General features: G+C 52.9%; 19 protein-coding genes. 14 read left to right on the top strand and 5 right to left on the bottom strand.

Features of this window, described 5'->3' with window-relative positions; genetic code table 11:
- Window positions 1-4: 4 nt before the first annotated feature.
- From GEOB_RS18300 to GEOB_RS18270, 7 genes are all read left to right on the top strand, one after another.
- Window positions 5-460: a hypothetical protein gene (locus tag GEOB_RS18300; RefSeq protein ID WP_012648737.1), complete on the top strand. Its 456-nt coding sequence runs from the start codon at window positions 5-7 to the stop codon at window positions 458-460.
- Window positions 461-490: 30 nt separating this feature from the next.
- On the top strand, window positions 491-2,650 hold the full coding sequence (locus GEOB_RS18295) for an RHS repeat-associated core domain-containing protein (RefSeq protein ID WP_012648736.1): 2,160 nt from the start codon (window positions 491-493) through the stop codon (window positions 2,648-2,650).
- Window positions 2,647-3,297 (top strand): CPBP family intramembrane glutamic endopeptidase, encoded by a 651-nt coding sequence (locus tag GEOB_RS20735; protein ID WP_012648735.1) that lies wholly within the window; start codon window positions 2,647-2,649, stop codon window positions 3,295-3,297. The genes GEOB_RS18295 and GEOB_RS20735 overlap by 4 nt, the downstream gene beginning before the upstream one ends.
- Before the next feature lie 113 nt (window positions 3,298-3,410).
- Window positions 3,411-3,674 carry an RHS repeat domain-containing protein gene (locus GEOB_RS18285; protein WP_012648734.1) on the top strand — a complete coding sequence of 88 codons (264 nt, stop codon included), beginning with the start codon at window positions 3,411-3,413 and terminating at the stop codon, window positions 3,672-3,674.
- A gap of 70 nt (window positions 3,675-3,744) precedes the next feature.
- Entirely contained in the window at window positions 3,745-4,077 is a 333-nt protein-coding gene (locus tag GEOB_RS18280; protein ID WP_012648733.1) for a transposase, read from the top strand.
- Between the two features lie 99 nt (window positions 4,078-4,176).
- Complete coding sequence (locus GEOB_RS18275; RefSeq protein WP_327049804.1) at window positions 4,177-4,899, top strand: transposase; 723 nt, start codon at window positions 4,177-4,179, stop codon at window positions 4,897-4,899.
- Between the two features lie 429 nt (window positions 4,900-5,328).
- Window positions 5,329-5,565, top strand: coding sequence for a hypothetical protein (locus GEOB_RS18270; RefSeq protein ID WP_154650519.1), 237 nt, complete (start codon window positions 5,329-5,331; stop codon window positions 5,563-5,565).
- A 226-nt stretch (window positions 5,566-5,791) separates the two neighbouring features.
- Here GEOB_RS18270 and hpnH read toward each other — a convergent pair whose 3' ends face one another.
- From hpnH to shc, 4 genes are all read right to left on the bottom strand, one after another.
- Window positions 5,792-6,790, bottom strand: coding sequence for an adenosyl-hopene transferase HpnH (gene hpnH, locus GEOB_RS18265; RefSeq protein ID WP_012648732.1), 999 nt, complete (start codon window positions 6,788-6,790; stop codon window positions 5,792-5,794).
- Between the two features lie 43 nt (window positions 6,791-6,833).
- Window positions 6,834-8,744 (bottom strand): 1-deoxy-D-xylulose-5-phosphate synthase, encoded by a 1,911-nt coding sequence (dxs, locus tag GEOB_RS18260; RefSeq protein ID WP_012648731.1) that lies wholly within the window; start codon window positions 8,742-8,744, stop codon window positions 6,834-6,836.
- 99 nt (window positions 8,745-8,843) lie between these two features.
- Window positions 8,844-9,830 carry a hopanoid-associated sugar epimerase gene (gene hpnA / locus GEOB_RS18255; protein WP_012648730.1) on the bottom strand — a complete coding sequence of 329 codons (987 nt, stop codon included), beginning with the start codon at window positions 9,828-9,830 and terminating at the stop codon, window positions 8,844-8,846.
- 25 nt (window positions 9,831-9,855) lie between these two features.
- Window positions 9,856-11,922, bottom strand: a complete 2,067-nt coding sequence (shc, locus tag GEOB_RS18250) for a squalene--hopene cyclase (RefSeq protein WP_012648729.1) — start codon at window positions 11,920-11,922, stop codon at window positions 9,856-9,858.
- 217 nt (window positions 11,923-12,139) lie between these two features.
- Between shc and GEOB_RS18245 the strand changes: the two genes are divergently transcribed.
- The 6 genes from GEOB_RS18245 (at window position 12,140) to GEOB_RS18220 (ending at window position 21,156) form a co-directional block, all read left to right on the top strand.
- The gene (locus GEOB_RS18245; protein ID WP_012648728.1) at window positions 12,140-14,833 is read left to right on the top strand and encodes an MMPL family transporter; all 2,694 of its coding nucleotides are present in this window, start codon (window positions 12,140-12,142) and stop codon (window positions 14,831-14,833) included.
- Window positions 14,834-15,062: 229 nt separating this feature from the next.
- Window positions 15,063-15,629, top strand: coding sequence for a class I SAM-dependent methyltransferase (locus tag GEOB_RS18240; protein ID WP_230198988.1), 567 nt, complete (start codon window positions 15,063-15,065; stop codon window positions 15,627-15,629).
- An 87-nt stretch (window positions 15,630-15,716) separates the two neighbouring features.
- Window positions 15,717-16,856 (top strand): bacteriohopanetetrol glucosamine biosynthesis glycosyltransferase HpnI, encoded by a 1,140-nt coding sequence (hpnI, locus tag GEOB_RS18235; RefSeq protein ID WP_012648726.1) that lies wholly within the window; start codon window positions 15,717-15,719, stop codon window positions 16,854-16,856.
- 132 nt (window positions 16,857-16,988) lie between these two features.
- Window positions 16,989-19,052 carry an elongation factor G gene (gene fusA / locus GEOB_RS18230; protein ID WP_012648725.1) on the top strand — a complete coding sequence of 688 codons (2,064 nt, stop codon included), beginning with the start codon at window positions 16,989-16,991 and terminating at the stop codon, window positions 19,050-19,052.
- A gap of 57 nt (window positions 19,053-19,109) precedes the next feature.
- A complete protein-coding gene (locus GEOB_RS18225) occupies window positions 19,110-20,735 on the top strand; it encodes an NADP-dependent glyceraldehyde-3-phosphate dehydrogenase (protein WP_012648724.1) in 1,626 nt (541 codons plus the stop codon).
- Window positions 20,736-20,856: 121 nt separating this feature from the next.
- On the top strand, window positions 20,857-21,156 hold the full coding sequence (locus GEOB_RS18220) for a TFIIB-type zinc ribbon-containing protein (protein ID WP_012648723.1): 300 nt from the start codon (window positions 20,857-20,859) through the stop codon (window positions 21,154-21,156).
- Window positions 21,157-21,270: 114 nt separating this feature from the next.
- Here the strand turns inward: GEOB_RS18220 and GEOB_RS18215 are convergent, their stop codons facing one another.
- Window positions 21,271-22,440, bottom strand: coding sequence for a GspE/PulE/PilB domain-containing protein (locus GEOB_RS18215; protein WP_012648722.1), 1,170 nt, complete (start codon window positions 22,438-22,440; stop codon window positions 21,271-21,273).
- Window positions 22,441-22,662: 222 nt separating this feature from the next.
- Between GEOB_RS18215 and GEOB_RS18210 the strand changes: the two genes are divergently transcribed.
- The gene (locus GEOB_RS18210) at window positions 22,663-23,700 is read left to right on the top strand and encodes a ribonuclease Z (protein ID WP_012648721.1); all 1,038 of its coding nucleotides are present in this window, start codon (window positions 22,663-22,665) and stop codon (window positions 23,698-23,700) included.
- Window positions 23,701-23,785 lie beyond the last annotated feature (85 nt).

Below are 23,785 nucleotides of genomic sequence, written 5' to 3'. Positions count from 1 at the left end.
CTTCATGGGCAAAAAAATTCAAATTATTGCAGCAACTATTGTAATTGTTTTAATAGCTTCAGTGGCTTTTAATCATTATAATAAGATCATTTCTTATAACAATATCGTAATGAAAGTGGCCTTTAACAATAGTAAGAATGATAAAGATAACAGTTTGTTAGTACTTAAATTGCCAACCAATGGCACAAACATTTTTTTTAATAAAAGGGTTGTGCCAAAGTCAGAATTTTTTACAAAATATAAAAAATTCATCGAGGAAAACGAAACTATAAAAGAGGAAAAAATTGTTGAAAAACAAGGCCGAGAAATTTTAATGCTTTCAACAATAATGAAATCGTCCAGTTTGATGCTGCTTCACATTTCAATTCCAAAAGAAAGCACGACAATATTGTTCACAGGCAATGCAGAGGATTTCAAGGGCTTTGAAGATTCTATTAATAATCTGATCTTTAAACACTGACTGGCATATCCGACAATTTGGGACGAACCGTTGCCTACCGAGTATGGCTACACCACCGTCGGCTGTGCCAGTTGCGGCGGAACGATCAGCAAGATCGACCATATCATCTTCCCCCAGGGCAACCGCATCGATTACTTCTATGACAATATGGGCAACCTGAGTAAAATTGCCGACAACCAGGGGAACAGCATTAACTACACCTACGACAGCGAAGGAAATCAACTCAAGGAAGAGACCAAAGATCCGTCGGGTACCCTGCAAAAGACCATCAGCTACCAGTACGATGCCCTCAGTCGTATGACAAAAACCATCTACCCAGACAACACCTTCAGCCAGTACACCTACGACAACCTCGGCAACCAGACCAGCTTTAAAGACCCGAAACAAAACATCACCACCAGTCAATACGATGCCCTGAGCCGGCTCACCACAACCATTCAACCGGGCACTGTCACCACCGCCTTCAATTACAACTCGAACAACAACCTGACCACCGTAACCGACGGCAACACCAACAGCACCGTCTACAAATACGACGACAAAGGGAGGCTCTACCAGACCATCTCCCCCGATACCGGCACCACCACCTACACCTACGACCCTGCCGGCAACCTCAGGACCAGGACCGACGCAAAAGGCGTGACGATCGGTTACCAATACGATGCAGCCAACAGGCTTACAAAAACAGACTATCCGACAGATACCGACATCACCTATACCTACGACACTTGTCCAAACGGCAAGGGGAGGCTGTGCGTAGTAACCGATCAAAGCGGCAGCACCACCTACGAATACACCAAAAAAGGTCAGATCGCCAAAGAGACCCAGACCATAGACGGCATTACCTACATCACCCAGTACACCTACGACATGAACGGCAACACCAGAACCATCACCTACCCGAGCGGCAGGGTGATAACCTACAATTACACCAATGACCTGGTAAGCAGTATAACCAGCACCATTGGCGGTGTAACCACAAGCCTTGCCGGCAACATCACCTACAAGCCCTTTGGTGGGGTCGCAAGTGTCACCTATGGTAACGGCATCATCAGAACTATCGGCTACGACAACCAGTACAGGATTGTGAGCATCGCTACGGCAACCTTGCAGAGCCTCACATACGGCTTTGACGCCAACAGCAACATCACCAGCATCACCAACACCCTCGACAACAACAAAAACAAGACCTACAGTTACGATGCACTAAACAGGCTGAAAACAGCAGCAGGGCCTTGGGGCAATCTTTCATGGACATATGACGGAGTAGGGAATCGCTTAACGCAGGTGGATGGAACCGCCACGACGAGCTACAACTATCAACCCGGCAGCAATAGGCTAACAGGCATAACGGACGCAAACACAAACAGCCTCAACTACGATGCCAACGGCAACAGCATTGCTGATAATGCCACCACTTACACCTATAACCAGAATCAGAGGTTAATACGAGCCGCGGCAACTCAGACAGGAGATTATGTCTATAATGCCAGTGGAGAACGAGTAAAGAAAACAACAGTTGGCACGACAATCCATTTTATTTATGATCGGGCAGGCAGCCTGCTGGTGGAAAATGCCAGTGATGGATTGACGGAGTATGTGTATCTGAACGGGGAGCCTGTTGCGAAGATCAATGCAACAGGCACAAACTACATCCATACTGACCATCTTGGCACTCCACTGATTATGTCCGATGCAAGCGGAGCGAAGGTATGGGAGATTGAAGGCAGGCCGTTTGGGGACAGCGCAGCAATAACGGGAGCAGGAACTCTGAACCTTAGGTTTCCGGGCCAGTATGCAGACCAAGAATCAGGGCTGAACTACAATTACTTCAGGGATTATAATCCGAGTATAGGGAGGTATATCCAAAAGGACCCCATCGGGTTCAGAGGGGGGATAAACCTATACGCTTACGTTCAAAATAATCCTATTAACTTTATTGATCCTGAAGGACTTATGGCGACCTTGCAATACCTCCCAGCACTCCAAGCTACGGCATATAAGGTCGCAACAGTTAAACCAGGAAAAACATTGGATACAGCAGCAAAGGTTTCCAATTACCTGAAGGATAATGCTTGCCGAGAAAAGGAAAAGCCCTCTCCTCCTGTGGAAGGATATAACCCTTTGGCTCCAGCGCCATACAACAGCCCAATGTCACCAAACCCATTAAAACCGCAAATGTTACAATGAAAATGTCAAAGTATACAAAATCAAATAGTTTGGCAGAAATTATACGAATAATTGTCATTCTAATTCTGTCCTTCGTAGTTTATTTTTTGTTAACGTTGTCGATTCCAAATGGCTATATTGATAACTCATCTACTGTTATCTTGGTATATTTACCGGTAATATTTTATATATATAAAAGAGATACTACACGTTTTAAAGAAACTATAATCAAACCAATATCGTTCAAATACGCAATTACTGCTATATTATTTTTTATAGTGCTGTATGCAATCAACTATTACTGGATTGGCTTTGGTTATGATTTGTCATATCTTAGGAAATATACAACGTTTGGCCTAATTGTTTTTTTGTTGGTTAGTTGCATTATTGCGCCAGTGGTAGAAGAAATTATATTTAGGTACTATTTGTATAGTATAAGTAGAAATGAGTTTGGAATAGGTGTTGCGTTCATAATTTCAAACAGCATTTTCGTTGCATTTCATGCACTAGATTCAAATTTAGGTAATATCGCATTGCAGGGAATAGTATATACCTACACTTTTGAAAAATCGAAATCTATAAAGAGCAGTATCGCAGCACATATTTTCAACAATTGCATGTGGTTTTTAATCACATACCTACATACAAAAGGCCCCAATTGGGTTTAAGGGCGGGGACGTAAATCTCTACGGGGACATCCAAGCTGACCCGATTGGGCTTATGGGAGGGGTAAATCTCTTTATTTATGTTGAGTCTAACCCAATCACTTTATTGGACTTTTATGGAAATATTGATCTCACGAAACCCACTTTTGAAGGTGGAGGAGCTTTCTGCCCCGGCGCTGCTCCGAATAACCGACCCCAACGGCAATACCACAACCTACACCTACGACAATGTCGGCAGGGTCCTCACCATCAAGACCCCCGGCGACACCGCAGTCACCGAGTATGGCTACACCACCGTCGGCTGTGCCAGTTGCGGCGGGACGATCAGCAAGATCGACCACATCATCTTTCCCCAGGGCAACCGCATCGATTACTTCTAGGGGGAGCTAGGGGGACGTTGCTTGCTAATTAACTATTGTCACTGAGCAATACTTATGTTAGCTTGCGCTCATGCCACGCCAACCACGTCTTGACATACCCGACGTCCTCCATCACGTCATTGTTCGCGGGATCGAACGCCGTGACATTTTCGCTGAAGATGCTGACAAGGAACGTTTTGTGGCAAGCCTTTCTGCCCTGCTCACGAAAAGCGCCACCAAGTGTTATGCTTGGGCGCTCATGTCAAACCATTTACATCTGCTTCTCATGCCGACCAGAGTTTCTCTTGCTGAAACCATGCGCCGTCTGCTGACCGGTTATGCCGTTTACTTTAATCGCAAATATCAGCGCTGCGGCCATCTGTTCCAGAACCGCTACAAGTCCATACTCTGCGGCCAACCGTAGGTGTCAGGCCAACCGTAGGTGTCAGGGCCAACCGTAGGTGTCAGGGCCAACCGTAGGTGTCAGGCTTGACATTCGGACATTTTGATATATTGTTTCTTTATGGCCCGTAAACCTCGCATACATTACCCCGGCGCTGTCTACCACGTCATTCTGCGTGGCAATGCCGGCGAACCACTCTTTTTCAAGGATCGTGACCGATTTCGTTTCTATCTGCACATGCAGGAAGTAATAGAACGATTTCATTGCCGGATTCACGGATTTTGCTGTATGACTAACCATGTCCATCTGATTTTGCAGGTGGAAGAGATTCCCCTCTCGCGTATCATGCAGAGTCTGTCGCTTAAATACACCAGATGGATCAATTACACCCGCCGGCGCACCGGGCATCTCTTCCAGGGACGCTACAAGGCAATCATGTTGGATGCTGACGCTTACCTGCTCGAACTCGTCCGTTATGTCCATCTCAACCCCGTGCGGGCCGGAATGACAGAATGTCCTGAAGGCTACCGCTGGAGCGGTCATAATGCGTATCTCGGCAAGGAGATGCTCCCGTGGCTGACGACCGAATGGGTACTTGCCCTGTTCTCGGGGGAAATCAACGCGGCCATCCAGCATTATCGGCAGTTTCTTTTAGATGGCATTGCCGAGGGAAGAAGAAATGAATTCCATAGTGGCACATGCGAGGGACGGATTCTTGGTGATGATTGTTTCGCAGATAAAGCGCTGACAAGGGCGAACCAGCATTGGCGGCGTGAATGGCAACTTGACGAACTCATCGATGCCATCTGCCGTCGTTATGGAATAGCAGCGAAAGAACTCTAAGCGCCTGGAAAGAAGAGGCCATTCAGCGAGGCAAGAGCAGTTGCTGCAGTTCTTGTCCAGGAATCACCGCATCTCACCCTGACAGAACTAGGCAAGGTGCTGCAACGTGATATCACTGCCCTTGGCAAGGCAGCGCAGCGCTTGATCCGGCAGGCAGATGCTCGGCTGATAAAACTCCTTGAGGAGTTACGGGGCGAGATGGAAGAAATGTCCGAAAGTCAAGCCTGACACCCCAGAACTTACCTGACACCCCAGAACTTACCCCAGAACTTAATAGGGCAAGGCAGTGTAAGTCTTTTTGCCATCGGCAATGCCTCTATTTCAGCTAATCCGTCTACACTCGTTGCGAATGGAGTTAACACTGCAACGGTAACAGTTAATATCCGTGATAAGAATGGGGCTATGGTGCCAGACGGGACAAGAGTCGGTTTGACTGCTGCAGCGCTTTTCGTACAAAACTCCGCTGGTGGCAGTTTTATTGATGGGACGACCAGTGGGGCGAACAGTCAACTTCAGGTCTATACCACAGTTGCAGGGCAGATTACCGGTAAATATCAGACACCGGCAACTAAAGGAACTGGAACAGCTGTAATACAAGTTGTAACGGTAGATGAAGCTGGCGATTTAAAATACCTCATAAATACTGCAAATCTAGGGTTGCAGTAACCTTTGGACAAAATGATTTCAGGTGGTCAGTCAACCGTCATGAGGTGACCTGTTTACGGCTATTTCTGGTTTAACTAACATAATCAATTCTTTAAAGGATAAAGAGCCTGAAAAACATTTACTCTGAATAAAGATGTCAAGCAGGGCGGTCTGAAACCGCTCCATCCGAAGCAAAAAAGGCCGCCCTCTTCAGAAAGGCGGCCTTTTATTCAAATATACCCGATTCTCAAGTCAGGTTCCAAACAATCATCTCCCAAATATCCTTCCAGCTTTTGCCAATCTCCCCAACGACCGTCGGTTCGAAGCCACAGTGCATCATGCATTGGGCGCAGCGGGGGTCTTTGCCGACGCCGTATTTTTCCCATTCGGTCTTTTCCATCATTTCTTTGAAACTCTTGTAGTGGGCGTCGGTAATGAGATAGCAGGGGGCCTTCCAGCCCTGGGTGTTCCGGGTAGGATTGCCCCAGGGGGTGCATTCCAGCTTCTTTTCTCCCTTGAGGAAGCGCAGGTACATGGGGGTTGAGAAGAAGCGGAAGCGCTTGCTCATTTCGTAAACCTGCTCGAATTTCTTTTCGATGTCCCGCCGCTCCAGGAAGAGCTTCTCGCCAACGGCCTCATAGCCGAAGCCCGGTGCAACCAGCAGACCGTCGACACCGATCTCTTCCAGTTTGGAGAAGAGCATTTCGATCTCCACCAGGTCAGTTTCCTTGAAGATGGTGGTGTTGGTGCAGACGCGGAAGCCGAGCTTCTTCGCCTTTTTGATGGCCTCGATGGCGGTCTTGAAGGTCCCTTTGCGCTCCAGGATGCGGTCGTGGGTTTCTTCCATGCCGTCCATGTGTACGTTGAGGGTGAAGTTGGGGTGGGGGCGCATCTTGTCCAGGGCTTTTTCCAGCAGCAGGGCATTGGTGCAGAGATAGATGTGCTTGCCCCGCTTCAGTACCCCATCGATAAGGTCGAAGATATGCGGGTAAAGGAACGGTTCGCCGCCGGTGACGGTGACAACCGGGGCCGGGCATTCATCAACCGAGTTCAGGCATTCTTCCAGGGACATCATCTCCTGGATGGTGTCGGCGTACTCGCGGATGCGGCCGCAGCCGGAGCAGGCCAGATTGCAGAGATGGGTTGGTTCAAGCATCAGCACCAGCGGGTATTTGTCAACCTTATTCATTTTGTTGGCAACGATGTATTTGGTGAGATCGTAATTGAGACGCAGGGGAAAACGCATTAACTATCCTTTCATGCACATGCTGTTTTAAAACTTGACGAGATTATTTTACCCGGACCAGGCCAGGCTGGATCTGATTGCCGGTTTTGAGAAAATCTTCCGCAACCTGGGCGATGCCGGCAGCATCGAGTCCCAGATCTTTTCTTAGCTGGGCCTGGCTCCCCTGTTCGATGAAGCGGTCGGGGATGCCGATTCTTTTTACCTTGATGCCGGCGCCTTCATCGGACAAGAGCTCCATTATCGCTGTGCCGAAGCCTCCCTGGAGGGCATTTTCTTCTACGGTGACGACGCAGCCGCTACGACCGGCAGCGGAGAGGATCAGGTTGCGGTCAAGGGGTTTGACGAAGCGGGCGTTGATGACACAGGCCTTGATTCCCTTTGCCTTCAGCTGTTCAGCCGCTTCCATGGCCGGATAAACAGTGCTACCGATGGCAATGAGGGTGATATCCTCCCCTTTGGCCAGCTGTTCCGCCACCCCCAGGGGAATGGTTTTGAGGATAGAGTCCATGGCAACGCCGTAACCGGCACCACGGGGGTAGCGCAGGGCGATGGGCTGGTCTGAATAAATGGCGGTCTTCAGCATGTGCTGCAGCTCATTCTCATCCTTTGGCGCCATTACCGTCATCTCCGGCAGGTGACGCAGATAGGAAAGATCAAAGACCCCGTGATGGGTCGGACCATCGTCTCCCACCAGGCCTGCCCGGTCCAGGGCCAGCGTCACTGGCAGCTTCTGCAGGCAGATATCGTGAAAGATCTGGTCGTAGGCGCGCTGGGCAAAGGTGGAATAGATGGCGGCCACCGGGCGGAACCCCTCCGTGGCCATCCCTGCGGCAAAGGTGAGGGCATGCTGCTCAGCGATGCCCACATCGAAAAAGCGGTCGGGAAAAGTCCTTGAAAATTTGGTCAAACCGGTGCCGTCAGGCATGGCGGCGGTGATGGCGACGATCTTTTCATCCTCTTCGGCAAGCTTGCAGAGGGTATCGCCGAAAATACCGGTGTAAGACGCAGCTCCCGGTTTGCCTCCGGTGACCTTGCCGGTCTTGATGTCGAATGGGCCGACGCCGTGGAATTTATCGGGGGTGTCTTCAGCCGGCTGGTAACCTTTTCCCTTGGTGGTAACCACATGGACCAGGACCGGCCCTTCCAGTGACCGCACGTTTTGCATGATTTCGATCAGCTGGGGCAGGTCGTGGCCGTGTACCGGTCCGATGTATTCGAAGCCGAGGGCTTCAAAGAGGGTGCCGGGGGTGAGGAATCCTTTGAGGGAGTTTTCCGCTTTGCGGGCAAAATGGAGGATGTTGCCGCCGATGGCGGGGATATTCTGCAACAGCCTCTGCATCTCCTTTTTCAGGTCGCGATAGTAATTGCCGGTCAGCTTGCGCGAAATGAAGGTGGAGAGGGCGCCGACGTTTTTCGAAATGGACATCTCATTGTCGTTGAGGACCACCACCAGGTTCTTGCGCAGGTGCCCTGCCTGGTTGAGGGCTTCGAAGGCCATGCCGCCGGTGAGGCTGCCGTCACCGATAACGGCAATGACCTTGCTTGGATCGCCTTTCAGGCAGTTGGCCACTGCCATGCCAAGGCCGGCTGAAATGGAGGTGGACGAATGGCCGGCGCCGAAGGCATCGTGAGCAGATTCGGAGCGCTTGGGAAAACCGCTGATGCCCTGATATTGGCGCTGGGTATGGAAAACATCCCTGCGGCCGGTGAGGATTTTATGGGTATAGGCCTGATGTCCTACATCCCAGATGATGCTGTCGCTTGGGGAGTTGAAACAGTAATGCAGTGCCAGGGTCAGTTCTACGCAACCCAGATTGGAAGCCAGATGCCCGCCGGTCCTGGAAACGGTATCGAGAAGGAACTGGCGGATTTCACCGGCCAGCAGCAGCAGTTCATCTTCTTTTAACGTTTTCAGGTCTGCGGGGCTGTTTATTCTGTTGAGAATATTGGACATACATACCTCTTAAAAGAAAGTTCGACGTTCGACGTTCGGCGTTCGATGTTAAAGGCGAATTTCAATCTCGAACTTAGAACTTCGAACTTCGAACCGGGTTCACCTGGCATAGCCTTCAAGCCGGAACCATTCTACTGCTTTTGCCAGGGCGTCGGCTACAGAATTCTGCGGCAGCCCCAGTTCCTCTACAGCCTTGGAAGAGTCGAAGAACATGAATTTGCGTGCCATCTGCACACCGGCCAGAGGTATAAGCGGTTCCTTGCCGGTCAATGCCGCCAGTGCCTCGTTGGCGTACGCGGCAAAAAGAATGGGATAGTAGGGGAGTCTGACCCTGGGTGCCGGGAGCCTGGTGATTTCCTCAAGCGAGGCGAATATTTGCTTCAGGCTCAGGTTCTTGTTGCCCAGGACGTATTTTTCGCCGATGCGCCCTTTTTGGGCAGCCAGGATATGGCCACGGGCACAATCTTCCACGTCAATAATGTTGAGGCCGGTATCCAGGTATGCCGGCATTTTCCCGTTGAGGAAATCGACGATAATTTTGCCGGTGGGGGTCGGTTTGATGTCAAGTCTGCCGACCGGCGTGGACGGATTGACGATGACCAGCGGCAGTCCCTTGGCGATGAAGGATTCCGCTTCCCGCTCGGCGAGAAACTTGCTTTTCTTGTAATGGCCGACCATGTCGACAAGGCTTACAGGTGTCGACTCGTTACCCGGATTGCCATCGCCCGGATTGCCCAGGGTGCCGACGCTGCTGGTGTAAACTACCTTACTAACCTCGGCCTTGAGTGCGGCAGCAAGGACATTACGGGTGCCGTTTACGTTGATTTCGTACATCTGCGACGGTTTTTTCGTCCATAGCCGGTAGTCGGCTGCGGCATGGAAAACCATATCGCAGCCCCTGATGCCCTTTTCCAGGGACTCAGGGGTACAGAGATCCCCCTCGCATATTTCAACGTCGAGCCCATTGATGTTGCTGCGGTCGGAGCCTGCCCTGGCCAGGGCCTTGACTGTAGCTCCGTCCTTCAATAGTTCCCTGACGATGCTTGCGCCTATGAAACCGGTTGCTCCGGTGATGAAAACTTTCATGGATCGAATCTGATCTGGGGCCTGGTTATTTGTTATGCTCACTGACTTGCATTTCGGCCCTTCCCCCCGTTTTCCGGCGGTAGGTGCCCAGTGCAGTGAGGGGGAAGCAGTTGCGGTAGATATGGTACTTGATCATGAAGAACTTTGGAAAACCGGTGCCGGTATAAAGGTCCTCATCCCAGGTGCCGTCGCTCTTCTGGGTGGCAAGCAGATACTGTACGCCCCGGGCGACGGCGCTGGCATTTTCTTCGCCGACAGCCATCAGTGCCAGTAGCGCCCAACCGGTCTGTGAGGCGGTGCTGGCGCCTATGCCCGCCAGTGACGAGTCATGATAGGATTCGCAGGTCTCGCCCCAGCCGCCGTCTATATTCTGCCGGGATTTCAGCCAGTTGATGGCTTTTCTTATGTACGGTTGGTTGAGGTCTTCACCCATGGCGGAAAGCCCGCACAGAACGGACCAGGTGCCGTAAATGTAGTTTACCCCCCAGCGTCCCCACCAGCTGCCGTCCGGCTCCTGATTCCTCTTGATGAAATCCAGTGCCCTGACTGCAGGTGGGTAATCCTTGGCGTAGCCGAATGTTCCCATGAGCTCCATCATCCGTCCGGTAAGGTCGACAGTGGGGGGGTCGATAAGGGCTTCAAGGTCGGCAAAGGGGATCTTGTTCAACAGGTACTTGGTGTTGTCCTTGTCGAAGGCACCCCAGCCGCCGTTCTTGCTCTGCATGCCCAGGCACCAGCTGATGCCGCGCTTGATGGCGGTATCCATTGACTTGCGGTCCTTGACGGCAACATCCTTGAGGGCCATCATGACAAAACCGGAGTCATCCACATCGGGATACCAGTCGTTGAGGAACTCGAAAGCCCACCCTCCCGGCTCAAGCTCCGGCGATTTGACCTTCCAGTCGCCGGCCTTGCGGATCTCCTTGTCCAGAAGCCATTGTGCCGCCTTGACCAGCGCCGGGTGGTCGTTGGGTACATCTGAATCCACCAGCGCCTTCAATGCCAGCGCCGTATCCCAGACGGGCGAAATGCAGGATTGCAGTACAAGGCTGTCTTCGCTCTCGATGCAGAAGTTTTCCAGCGCCTCCAGCCCCTTGGCAACGGCTGGATGGTTGTTGGCATAACCCAAACAGTGCAGGGCCAGCACCGAGTTGAGCATGGCCGGTTGGATGCCGCCCCAGTCGCCGGTTGCTTCCTGATGCTCCAACACCCAATTTTCAGCCGCGAGCATCGCCTTTTTCTTGAAGGGGCGAATGGGGTTGCTCTCATATACCTTGAGGATGTGGTCGACGCCGATAAAGAAGTTCTTCCAGGTAAAAATGCCGTCTTCCTTGGTAAAGGTATAATCGATGGGGCTGGGGGGACGAACGTACAATTCCTGAACCCTGGAAGCCGGCGGCAATTTACGCACCGGTCTCTGTGTCATGACTATCGACAGGGGGATGATGGTGGCTCGTGACCAGCTGGAAAGCTCATACATATTGAAATATGCCCAGTTGGGCAGCAGAATGAGCTCTATTGGCATGGATGGAACGCCGAACCAGGCGAACTCGCCGAAGAGGGCGAGGAAAATCTTGGTAAAGACGCGGGTTTTGATGATGCCGCCATTGTCGAGAATAAAGGCGCGCGCCTTGACCATAGCCGGATGATCGGCCGGGTATCCGGCCAGCTTCAGGGCAAAATAGGCCTCGACGGTGGTTGAAAGATCACCGGGGCCGCCGTAGTAGATGGTCCAGAATCCTTCTTCAGTTTGTTTGCTGAGGAGGTAGTTGGCCATTTTCCGCTCTCGTTCACGGTCGACAAGGTCCATGAAATGGTAGAGCATGACATATTCGGCAGTGATGGTGCAGTTTGATTCGAGCTCCGCCCACCAATAACCGTCCGGAAGCTGCTCGCGGAAGAAGAAGTCGCGACTGTTTTCGATGGCGATATCCAGGGGGCTCTTCAATTCCCCTTCTTTCTTTTTCCAGATGGAAGGGGGGAGGTGGTGTATCTTGGCACCTGTTTTGGGAGTCTGAACAGGTACGCTATCGGCTGTTTCGCCGTTAAAGGATGTTAGTGCATGTGATATGGGATGTTTACAAGGACTCATTACACACCATGCTCCTTTTTTCTCGTTAGTTTTTGCAAATTGTCCTTCAGATACAAGTCGGTACGAATAGCACAATTTTGTAAAAAGGTATACCCTTAATCATGTTTCTGCCCGCCATCCAATGATTCGAAGAGCCTCAACCCTTGATGGCCGTGGTTGATTTCACCACGCGGCTGTGTTACATAAGCTTGATTGCTGTTTATCTTCAAGGAGATTTATGAAAACGGAAAAACGATTCAAAGGCCTTTTCGGTTTTGTTGCTGCATATCCCCGTGTCATTCTTGTTGTTGCCCTGCTCGGTTCTCTGTTCTCGGTAGTCTATACGGCAAAGAAGATGGAATTTCTTACCGGCCGCGATGATCTGATGCCAAAAAACACGGGCTATCATCAGGATTACCGCAATTGGCGCCAGGAATTCGGCGACATGGACGATATCGTCATCGTCATCGAAAGTGCCGACCAGGAGCGGGCGGCCCGTTTCGGTACCGCACTCTATGAAAAACTGGCTGCCGACGAGCAGCACTTCCAGGATGTTTTCTATCCTTTTGGTCTGGAGTTCTTCAAGAAGAACGGCCTGCTCTTCATGCCGGCGGCGGACGTCAAGGGCTTGCGGGAGAACCTGACCGCCCTGAAGCCGGTGCTCAAGGAATTGTCCGCCTCCCCATCGGTACAGACCCTCTTTACTTATCTTACCGGACAAATTGATGGCTATGTGGCCAAAGGGAGCAGTTCTCCAGGCGCTGAAGCGCAACTGGGCAGTCTGACCTTCATGCTGGAAAAGCTCGGGATCGGTTTCAAGAGCTTTGGCGATAGCACAGCTACCCCTCCCTCATTGGAAGAGTTCTTTTTTCAGGGGAAGGATGGTCAGGAATCAAGTTTCAGCAAGGCCGGGAAGATGCAGGTCATTACCGCTCTGCCGGTGAAGAACCAGGCAAGCTTTGTCCCTGCAGAAGAGGCGATCAAGGTCATCCGTGCCCATCTGGCAGAACTTCGCAAGCAGCCTCAATTCAAGGGTGTTTCTGCCGGTCTGACCGGCAACCCGGTTCTCGAACACGAGGAGATGAGCACCAGCCAGAGCGATATCACCCTGGCCACTATCGTTTCCCTTATCCTGACGGTGATCCTCCTTCTGGTCGCCTTCCGCGGGGTGCTCAATGTCGTTGCCGCCATGGTTTCGCTGGTGGTGGCCATCTGTCTTTCCTTTGGCTTTGCCACCCTGGCCATCGGGCACCTCAATATTCTTTCCATGGTCTTTGCCATCATGCTCATCGGCATCGGCATCGAATACGGCATCCAATTGGTGCTCCGCTACCAGGAGGAGTTGACGGGAGGGGCTGAGCCACTCGTTGCCATTGAGACCGGGGTGAGAAATAATGTCTGGGCCATCATCATGGCTGCGGCCACCGTTGCCGCCGCTTTCCTTACCTTCATCTTCACCGACTTCAAGGGCATAGCCGAGCTGGGTATCATTGCCGCCGGCGGCGTGGCCATCTGCGTCATCATAACCTTTACCGTGCTTCCGGCCATGTTGGTAGTTCTGGCCAGATATCGCAAAATCAAGGCGCCATCGACTGGTTCAGACCGTACCCCTCACTCCTCATCCCTCACTGAATCAGCCAAGCAGCTTCTTTTCGGTCATCCCAAGGCAGTGGTGGCCATTTCGGCAATTCTTTGTCTCGCCTCACTCTATCCCCTGTCGCAGATTACCTTCGATTATAACCTGATGAACCTCCAGGCACGGGGGCTGGAGTCCGTAAGGTACGCCTACAAGCTGATGCGCAACTCGGAAAATTCCGGCTATTTTGCCGTGGTAACGGCTGATTCGGCTGCAGATGCGGCGGCCAAGACCAAGGCGCTGGAGTCTTTGCCCACCGTCGACCACGTGGTCAGTTTCAACTCTTTCGTTCCCGAGGATCAGCAACAGAAGGTAGCTGATCTGACAGCTCTGCGCAACGAACTCTCCGATATAAAGCCGGGCGAGTACGAGGAAGACCTGAGCCTCATGGAACTGCCGGAGGTTTTTGAAAACTTCCGCAATGCTGTGGCACGGCTGAAGGCAAAGCTTGAGCAGGAAGGCAAGCCGGAAGCAAAGCCGGTGGCTGCCTTCCTGGCGACGTTGGATACCTTTTTCGCCAAGCTGGAAAAGGAGAAGGATCGCAATGCGGTGGGTATGCTCAAGGATTTTCAGGGTGGGATGTTTGCCGAGCTGCCCGAGAAGATCCAGTTCCTGAAGGAGAGTCTCAACGCCGAGCTTGTCACCGCATCTGCAATACCCCAGGAGCTGAGAGACCGCTTTGTCGGCAAAACCGGCCGCTACATGCTGCAGGTGGTGCCCAAGCACGACATCTTCAACCGGGAGCCGCTCAAGGCATTCCTCGATGACGTGCGCAAGGTGGATATTCATGCCACCGGCGAACCGGTGATGGTTTACGAATCCATGACGATCATGCGCGACTCCTACATGAAGGCCTTTGTCTACGCCTTCATCGCCATCGTCATTATCCTGCTCATTACCTTCAGAAGCATCAAATTTGCACTGATCGGGCTGGTACCGCTGGTGGTCGGAGTCCTCTTCATGATTAGCGGCATGTGGCTGTTCGGCATCAACTTCAATTCGGCCAATATCATCGTCATGCCGCTGGTCCTGGGGATCGCCGTCGATTCGGGCATATACATCATCAACCGCTTCCGCCGCGAGGACGGCTCGGCAACGGCAGTTGTTACAAGCAGCACTGGAGTGGGCGTCATCCTCAATACCCTGACCATCATGGCCAGCTTCGGTGCACTCATGGTGGCCCACCACCAGGGGGTTTTCAGTATCGGCGCGGTCATGTCCCTGGGGATGGTTGCCTGTCAGCTGGCTTTTATTATCACGCTGCCGGCGGTGCTCACTCTAGTGGGTAAGAAGTAAGGCGGATAACGGCTCCGATAAAAGTCCATCTGCTGCGTTATGCTGCGGGCCGATGCGCTCAACGTACCTTCCGGTACGCCTCCCGCCTCGGTCCTCGCAAGCCTTGCATATGGAACTTTTCTCGAAGCCGGTAATTTTTTTTTTAGATTCGAAGGCAGAGACCCTGCACGGTTCGCAGCTGTGGCGACCGACCGAACGGACGAAGCCGCGGCAGATAGAGGCGGTTAGATTGAACGATAATATGGGAAATGCAGTAGGTCTGAGCCATCTCTTTTTGCGGGAGCGGGTCAAACCTGGCGACCGGGTGGTGGATGCCACCTGCGGCAATGGCCACGACACGCTGTTTCTCGCCGGACTGGTCGAGGCCGAGGGAGCTGTCTTCGCCTTTGACGTTCAGGAGCAGGCGCTGGAGAAAACCAGGCTGCTGCTGGAGGAAAACAAGTGTCTTGACCGGGTTCAACTGTTTCATGCCGGCCATCAAGAGCTGGCGGCATATGTGCCCGACCCGGTGCAGGCGGTGGCCTTCAACCTGGGATACCTTCCCGGGAGTGATAAAAGCTGCATCACCAGAGCGGCCACAACTCTTGCCGCCCTTGAGCAGGCTTCGTATCTAGTTGTATCCGGCGGGGTCATTGTCGTGGTTATCTACCCGGGACATGACGGGGGCGGAGAAGAGGCGGCTGCCGTAGAATACTGGGCGAGATCCCTGCCGCGATCCTTCAGTGCCTGGTGCAGCAGGCAGGTGAACCGCTCATCGGCAGCACCCTATGTTGTCCTGGCTGCAAAAGTTTCTTGAGCACCTTACCGGCATCGGTCATGCCATGGGCCGTGCCGTCGCCGATTATTTCATTTATCCCTAATGTTGTTACTTAAGGGGCTTCTGATGGTTTTCGCCATTCTCCCATTTATTGTCATCGCCCCACCGCTGGTTTACGTTCTGCTTTCCCTCTGGTGTGGCCGGTCATACTTTGACCGGAAAAAGGAGGAGGTTGCCAAAACGTTGCCGTCGGTGACCATCCTCAAGCCTGTCAAGGGGATGGATGCGGAGAGTTTCGCCATTTTTGCCTCCTTTTGCACCCAGGATTACCCCTGTTTTCAGATGGTGTTTGCAGTTGCCTCAGCATCGGACCCGGTTGTGCCGGTGATCAAGAGGCTGATGAGCGAATTCCCTGCCGTCGACATGGAGCTGGTGGTGGACGAGCGGATCTACGGCCCAAATTACAAGGTCTGCAACCTGATCAATGCCTTTCCCAAAGCCAGGCATGACCTCATCATTGTCTGTGACAGCGACATTCGCGTCGGAAAGAATTATCTCAAGGAAGTATGCTCTTCATTCAGCGATCCGCAGGTCGGACTGGTGACCTCACTGTACCGGACGACCGGCGTTATGGGGGCTGCCAGTGCCATCGAGGCCATGGGCTTTACCTCCGAGATGGTGCCGAATGTGATGGTGGCCCTCCGGCTGGAAGGGCTTTCCTTTGCCCTTGGCGCTTCCATGGCGGTGAGACGTGAGGCGCTGGAAAAGATCGGCGGTTTCCGAGCACTGGTGGATTACCTGGCCGACGACTACCAGCTGGGCAACAAGATCCATCGTGCCGGGTACCGTCTGGTGCTGTCCGACTACTACGTCGAAAGCATCCTGCACCGTGAATCCATGAAGAACATTCTCTCCCGCCAGCTGCGCTGGGCCCGCACCATGCGGGTCAGCCGCCCGGGTGGTTATTTTGCCTCCGGCATCACCCAGCCTTTTCCCGCTGCACTCATTGCCCTTTGCCTGTCCGGTTTTTCTGCCGCCGGCCTTGCAGCTGCCGCAATCCTGTACGGGTGCCGTTCCCTGGTGGCCATCATCTACAGCCGCTCCTTCGTCGGTGACCGGATCTTTCCCCGCTGGCTCTGGCTACTCCCCCTGCGGGATCTCTTCGCCTTTTCCACCTGGGCACTCTCCTTTCTCGGCAATCGGGTCAGCTGGCGTGGGCACCTCTTTCGCCTCCTGCCTGGCGGCAGGATCGAAGAAGACCGGTAGCCTTAATCTCCCCTATAGCTCTCATCCATAAAGACCAGAAGTTACCCTGCCTGCATGCCCTTTGCCGCATATCTGTTATAATCTTCAGGTTATTTTCCTACCGCAACGAAACTTTCGCACGAGGCACTGGTCATGACTACCCCACCACTTGCCCTGATCCGCAACATCGGCATCATTTCCCATATCGATGCAGGAAAAACCACCGTTTCCGAGCGTATCCTCTATTACACCGGCGAGATTCACAAGATGGGGGAGGTCCACGACGGCGAGGCGGTCATGGACTGGATGCCCCAGGAGCAGGAGCGAGGCATAACCATCACCGCCACCGCCAGCAGCTGCTACTGGCGGGACTGTCGCATCAACCTGATCGATACGCCGGGGCACATCGATTTTACCATCGAGGTGGAGCGAAGCATGCGCGTGCTGGATGGGGGAATAGCCATCCTGAGCGCCGTGGAAGGGGTCCAGCCCCAGACCGAATCCGTATGGCGCCAGGCAGATCGCTACCGGGTTCCCCGCATCTGCTTCATCAACAAGATGGACCGCATCGGTGCCGACTTCAGGGCGGTCCTTGTGGCGATGGAATCCCGGCTCAAGGCTCGGGTGGTGCCGGTGCAGCTTCCTGTTGGCAAAGAAGCGGATTTCTTGGGGGTGATAGACCTCCTGAAAGAGGAACTGGTCCTTTTCAGTGATGCTGACCAGGGGATGACTGTGGAGCGGCTGCCGATTCCCCAGGAGTCCTTGGAAGAGGCGACAGCGGCCCGTAATCTGTTGGTGGAAGCGGCTGCCGATTTTGACGATGCTGTTCTTGCCGACTATCTCGCCGGGGTAAAGCTTCCTGCAGAACGACTGCTTCCTGCCCTGAGAACGGCGACCCTCTCCTGCAGCATATGCCCGGTATTTTGTGGGGCTGCCTTGCGCAACAAAGGCATTCAGCCTCTCCTTGACGGAGTGGTCGATTTTCTTCCCTCTCCATCGGATGTTCCGCCGGTCAGAGGCCGGACTGCGGGAGGGGATGCGGTGACCATTTCCTGTGACCCGGCGTCTCCCCTGGTTGCCTTTGCTTTTAAAGTGCTTGCCGAAGAAGGTCGCAGATTGACCTTTCTACGTATTTATTCCGGCGCGCTGCGTAACGGTTCAGCGATCTTCAATAGCAGCAGAGATGCTTTTGAGCGGGCTGATCGTCTCTTTCACATGCACGCCCACAAACGGGAGCAGATCACGGAGGCTGCTCCGGGCGACATTGTAGCCGTAACCGGTATGAAAAAGACACTTACCGGAGATACCCTTTGCGAATTCAACCATCGATTGATTCTCGATGGTCTTGCCGTCCCGGAGCCGGTGGTGTCTGTGGCGGTTGAGGCAAAAGGGGCCGAAGATCGGGAACGGCTTCCCGGGGCACTGGAGAAGCTTCAGTGGGAAGACCCCACTTTTCGCGTCCATGAGGACGGGGAGACCGGTCAGACCATTCTCACCGGCATGGGAGAACTCCATCTGGAGATAATCACCGACAGGCTGAACCGGGAATACGGCATCACCGTCAAGACCGGCCCGCCGCGGGTCATGTACCGGGAAACCATTCGCCAGCCAGTCACTTGGCGGGAAACATTCAGCCAGGAGATCAATGGGCGGTTGCAGAAAGGGGAGGTGTTGTTGTCCCTTCGCCCATTGCCGCGCGGAGAAGGTCTGCGGATTATTATCTCGCCCCCGGAAGGCTTGCCATTACCTCCAGAGATGTGTGTTGCCCTTGAGGAAAGCCTGCGCCATGTCTGTGCATCAGGCGTTCGAACCGGATATCCCTTTGCCGATCTGGAAGTTCAGGTAATGGAGGTTCCTTTCGAGCCGGGTGTCACCACCGAGCTGGGGATCAAGGCTGCTGCCCATCGCGGTTTTACTCTGGCGGCACAACAAGCTTCACCTGTTGTCCTTGAGCCGGTGATGGCCCTTGAGATCATTACCCCTGCCGAACATGCCGGTCGAGTTCTGGGGCAGATCCAGCAGAAGCGTGGACGGGTCGAAGGACTGGGGGGGGCGTCGGAGAACGAAGTGATCCATGCCCGGGTTCCCCTGTCGGAGATGTTCGGCTACATGACCGAGTTGCGTAGCGCCACCAAGGGCGTGGGGAGTTTTACCATGCATTTTGATCATTTCCAGGTGGCAAACGATGAGATCCAGAAAGGTTTTGGTCTGGTATAATTTTGAAGATAAGGCGCGGATTACATAAAAATGGTGATTCAGAGTCTGGGAGGTCATATGAGTTTGCAAGAGGGAATGACTGGATTATTTCCTGCTGAGGCCGAAATCCCGGTAAATTACCGGCTGTCTGAACCGGTGGAAATGAACAGATTCCTGCTCAACGGTGAGCTCCGCAGGTGGGAAGGGCCGATGCAGGAGGTCTTTTCGCCGGTCTGCGTGCGGAACGGTACTGATCTGTCGCGCAAGATGATCGGCAGGTTCCCGGTCATGACAGAGGGGGATGCACTGGCCGCGCTTGCAGCAGCTGTGGAGGCCTATGATTCCGGCCGGGGCAAATGGCCGACCATGCCGGTGGCCGCCCGAATCGAGTGCATCCAGGAATTCGCCTGGCGCATGAAGGAAAAAAGGGGCGAGGTGGTCAGGCTGCTCATGTGGGAGATCGGCAAATCTCTCAAGGATTCTGAAAAGGAATTCGACCGGACGGTGGATTACATTATCGATACCATCGATGCCCTGAAGGAACTGGACCGGGTTTCATCACGATTCGTCGTGCAGCAGGGAATCATCGGCCAGATCCGTCGCTCGCCCTTGGGGGTGACCCTGTGCATGGGACCTTACAACTATCCCCTGAACGAAACGTTCACTACCCTCATTCCGGCCCTGATCATGGGTAATACGGTGCTGCTCAAACCCCCGCGCCACGGCATACTGTTGTTTTCCCCGCTGCTCGGGGCTTTTCACGAGTCATTTCCTCCAGGGGTGGTCAACACACTCTTCGGTGCCGGCAGGACCATTACTCCGCCGCTGATGTCGTCTGGCAAGGTGGATGTGCTGGCCTTTATCGGTTCCAGCAAGGCTGCCGATGCCCTGCAGAAGGAACATCCAAAAATGCACCGGCTGCGCTCGGTACTGGGGTTGGAGGCTAAGAACCCTGCCATTATCCTACCCGACGCGGATCTGGATATGTCGGTGGAGGAATGCCTGGTGGGCAGTCTTTCCTTTAACGGCCAACGCTGTACGGCCATAAAGATCATCTTTGTTCATCAATCCATTGCCGAAAAGTTCGTAACCAGTTTTGCCAAGGCCATAACCGCATTAACATACGGCATGCCATGGGAGCCGGGGGTGGTAATAACACCATTGCCGGAGCCAGGCAAACCGGAATACCTTTCGGGGCTGGTGGCCGATGCCCGTCGCCATGGAGCCAGTGTTGCCAACGAGGGAGGGGGAAGCGTCAGAGAGACTTTTTTTTATCCAGCCCTTCTCTATCCGGTTACTGCGCAAATGCGGATTTACACGGAGGAGCAGTTTGGTCCGGTCATTCCAGTTTTGCCTTTCAGCGATATCTCAGATCCCATTGAGTACATAACCGCTTCGGAATATGGACAGCAGGTGAGTATTTTCGGCCATGAGACAACCGAATTGGCCAACCTGATCGATCCGCTGGTCAACCAGGTCTCAAGGGTGAATATCAACAGCCAGTGTCAACGGGGACCCGACATCTTTCCCTTTACCGGGCGCAAGGATTCGGCGGTGGGTACCCTTTCCGTTTCCGATGCGTTGCGCGCCTTTTCCATTCGAGCTCTGGTTGCAGCAAGGGATTCAGATCAGAACAAGGAGATCATCCGTAACATCGTCCGTGAAGGGAAATCGAACTTTCTATCCACAGATTTCATTCTGTGAGGCCTGTGATTCCACCGCTACAACAGTTGCAGCAGGCATAAACAGGGCTATAATGAGGATATGGAATGTTTGACGGTATCGATTGATCCGTTCATCAAATGCAATGACAAAGGAGGTTTTTATGACCAGCAAATGGGAAGAGCGGGAAAAGGCACTGGAAAATCAATATATTTACAATGAGGAAAAGAAGAAGATCGAGCAGATGAGGGAGACAGCCCGCGAAGAGGTCATAAGAACCTATTGCAAAAACCGTTGTCCAAAATGCAGTGCGGCCATTGAACCCATGACTTTTCGCGGTGTACCCCTCGACAAATGTCCGGCTTGCGGCGGCATATGGCTTGGTCCCAACGACCTGCAGATACTGGCGTCGAAGGACCACCGGAGCTGGTTCGAAAAGTGGTTCAAAGAAGAGGAGCAGTGACTGCTGATCGACCCTGTTAATTAAAAAAAGAAAGAAGGCCCTTCGCTCTAAATGCGCTGGGCCTTTTTTGTATGCTTCAAGTAAAAGTGAAAGTCTGGATCACTCTCTTCATTTTCAGGTCATGAGGATTTTGCTTTTGAGGATGAGAATCTCAAAGGCCATGGCGGCTTTGCCAATGACTTTTTGCATGTGGACGACCCGGTCTCCCAGGGGGGCCTTTCCACCTTCCACATATAATATGGATACGACCCTGCCCATCATCACCAACGGCACCAGCAGTGCGGTGGCCGGTTTTCCCCCACCCATGGCTGTCAGCATGGTGCTGTTGGCTGGAGTGTCTGCCAGAGGCCCGAGATAGAAGCTCTTCCCTTCGGCGACGATCTGCAGCACAGATTGCATTTTCAAGGGGATTTGGAAATCCTCGAAGCCGGCAATCGGCTTGCCTTGGGAAAGGGTGTTCCAGCCGCTGGCTGTGTTGCCCTTGACCATGAAAAGGGCTACGCGGTCAAACTCCTGCCCGACAAAGGTGACGATCAGATTGGCAATGGCATCCCGATCCTCTGCCTCGGCTAGTTCCATGGAAAAGGTGTCGATGGTGTATTTTTCGATGGTCTCATTGTCGATACTTATGGAGACAGCGGGAGGCGTGGGGGATGGCGAAAGGGCGAAATCGTAATCATTCAGCTCGGAAAGAAAGGGTAGCTCGATAACCTCTTCTTTCTGGAGTACGGCCGCAGGCTTTGCTGCTTGAGGCTCCGGCACCTTGGCCTTGTTTGTTGTGTCGGCGCCTGCACTCCTGGCAGCCCTTGTTTGTCGCCGTCCACCATTGGCAACCGTGATATAGCGCGTTTCCCGTTTGATCCCGTAATGCTTCTCAAGGGCAAGAATAATGCTGAGTTCCGTTGCAATGAGAGGCATAACGATAAAACCTGTCATAAAAGAGATTTCATCTATGGAGGCCAGATTGGAGGGATCCTCCATGGCCACGTAAAGCTTTTTCTTATCCAGCCCCAGGGGTACGACCCGGTATTTTCTTACTATCTCTTTGGGAATGAGCTTTAATGCACCGGGATGGAGGTTGATCAACTGCTCATTGCCGGCACAGGGAACGCCAAGCTTTTTGCTGAGAAACTGGGCCAGTTCCTCTTCCTCTATGTAACCCATTTCGATGAGGTTTGTGCCGATCTTGCCGCCGAAAATAACCTGGCTTTTCAGGGTTTCATCAAGTTCAGCCTGGGTTATTATCCCCGATTCCACCAGCATCTCACCCAGTTTAAGCGCCATCACATCCCCCAGCATCTTGCAAATTTTTCATACTCTAGTTTCCATCCGGAAACTCCGGATGAGAAACTAGTGGTTTCCGGATGGAAACTACTCTAAATGTTCAATCGTACACTGTCAACGTCAACCTCATTTGCCATCTGTGTCTATTGATGGAACCGGCAATTTTGACTGTAATTGCTTTGCCGGTAGAATAAATACAGATCACTGCATCAGAGGCGCCACATGACCCCTCAGTTTCATCCATTCCTCATTAATGACCCATTTGATGATCCGGGACTTTACATTGATTTTCTCTTCGAGCGGCGAGCGATTCTCTTCGACCTTGGCGACCTGTCAAACCTCTCGGCGCGAAAGCTTCTGCGGGTAAGCCACATCTTTGTGTCCCACACCCATGTGGATCATTTTATCGGCTTTGATCAGCTGGTCCGCACCTGTCTGGGGCGCGACAAAAGAATCCGCCTTTATGGCCCCTCCGGCTTTGTCGAGCAGATTGAACATCGGCTGGCCGGATATACCTGGAACCTGGTAGAGAATTATCCAACTGATTTCACCGTTGTTGCCGTTGAAGTGGATGGGGACGGTTCTGCGCTCTCTGCCGAATTCCATTGCCGTGAAGGTTTCCACAGGAGCGCCGGCCGCTCATTTATGGTTGACTATGGGCTGTTGCTGGATGAGGAGAATTTCTCGATCCATTGTGCCTGCCTCGATCACAGGACCACCAGCCTCGCCTTCTGTCTTGAGGAAAAGCAGCACGTAAACGTAATGAAAAATCGCCTGGAAAATCTTGGCCTTGAAGTGGGGCCGTGGCTGGCCGACTTGAAACGGGCGGTCCTGCAGGAAAAGCCGGATGATACGATCATTCGGGCATCGTGGAAGAAGGCAGGAGGCTACGAGGAGCGTGAGATGAAGCTGGGCGACCTGAAGGGCCAGGTATTGCAGGTGGTGCCGGGACAGAAGATTGCCTATGTGACAGACGTGGTCTTTTCCCCCGCCAATGCAGGGAAAATAGTCACTCTTGCCCATGATGCCGATTATCTTTTTATTGAATCCACTTTCTTGAATGAGGAAGCTGACCGGGCCAGGGTAAAATGCCACCTGACTGCAGCCCAGGCCGGTTCCCTGGCCCGCCAGGCGGGCGTGACAAGGGTGACCCCGTTTCATTTCTCCGCCAAGTACAACGGCGAAGGTTACCGTCTTGAACGAGAATTGACAGAAGCCTTTGTCGGAGGGGCTGCAGCATCAATCCGACTACAGAAGTAGACCTTGTCATAGTCATAGCTGAAACTTGATATTTATCGCAATTTCGATCGGGATCGTGTAAAAGCGGTCCTTTTTTGTTGACAAC

The organism is Geotalea daltonii FRC-32, from assembly GCF_000022265.1.
Classification (GTDB): domain Bacteria; phylum Desulfobacterota; class Desulfuromonadia; order Geobacterales; family Geobacteraceae; genus Geotalea; species Geotalea daltonii.
Note: the sequence above shows the minus strand (reverse complement) of the source record. Positions and strands in the feature narration are given on the sequence as shown.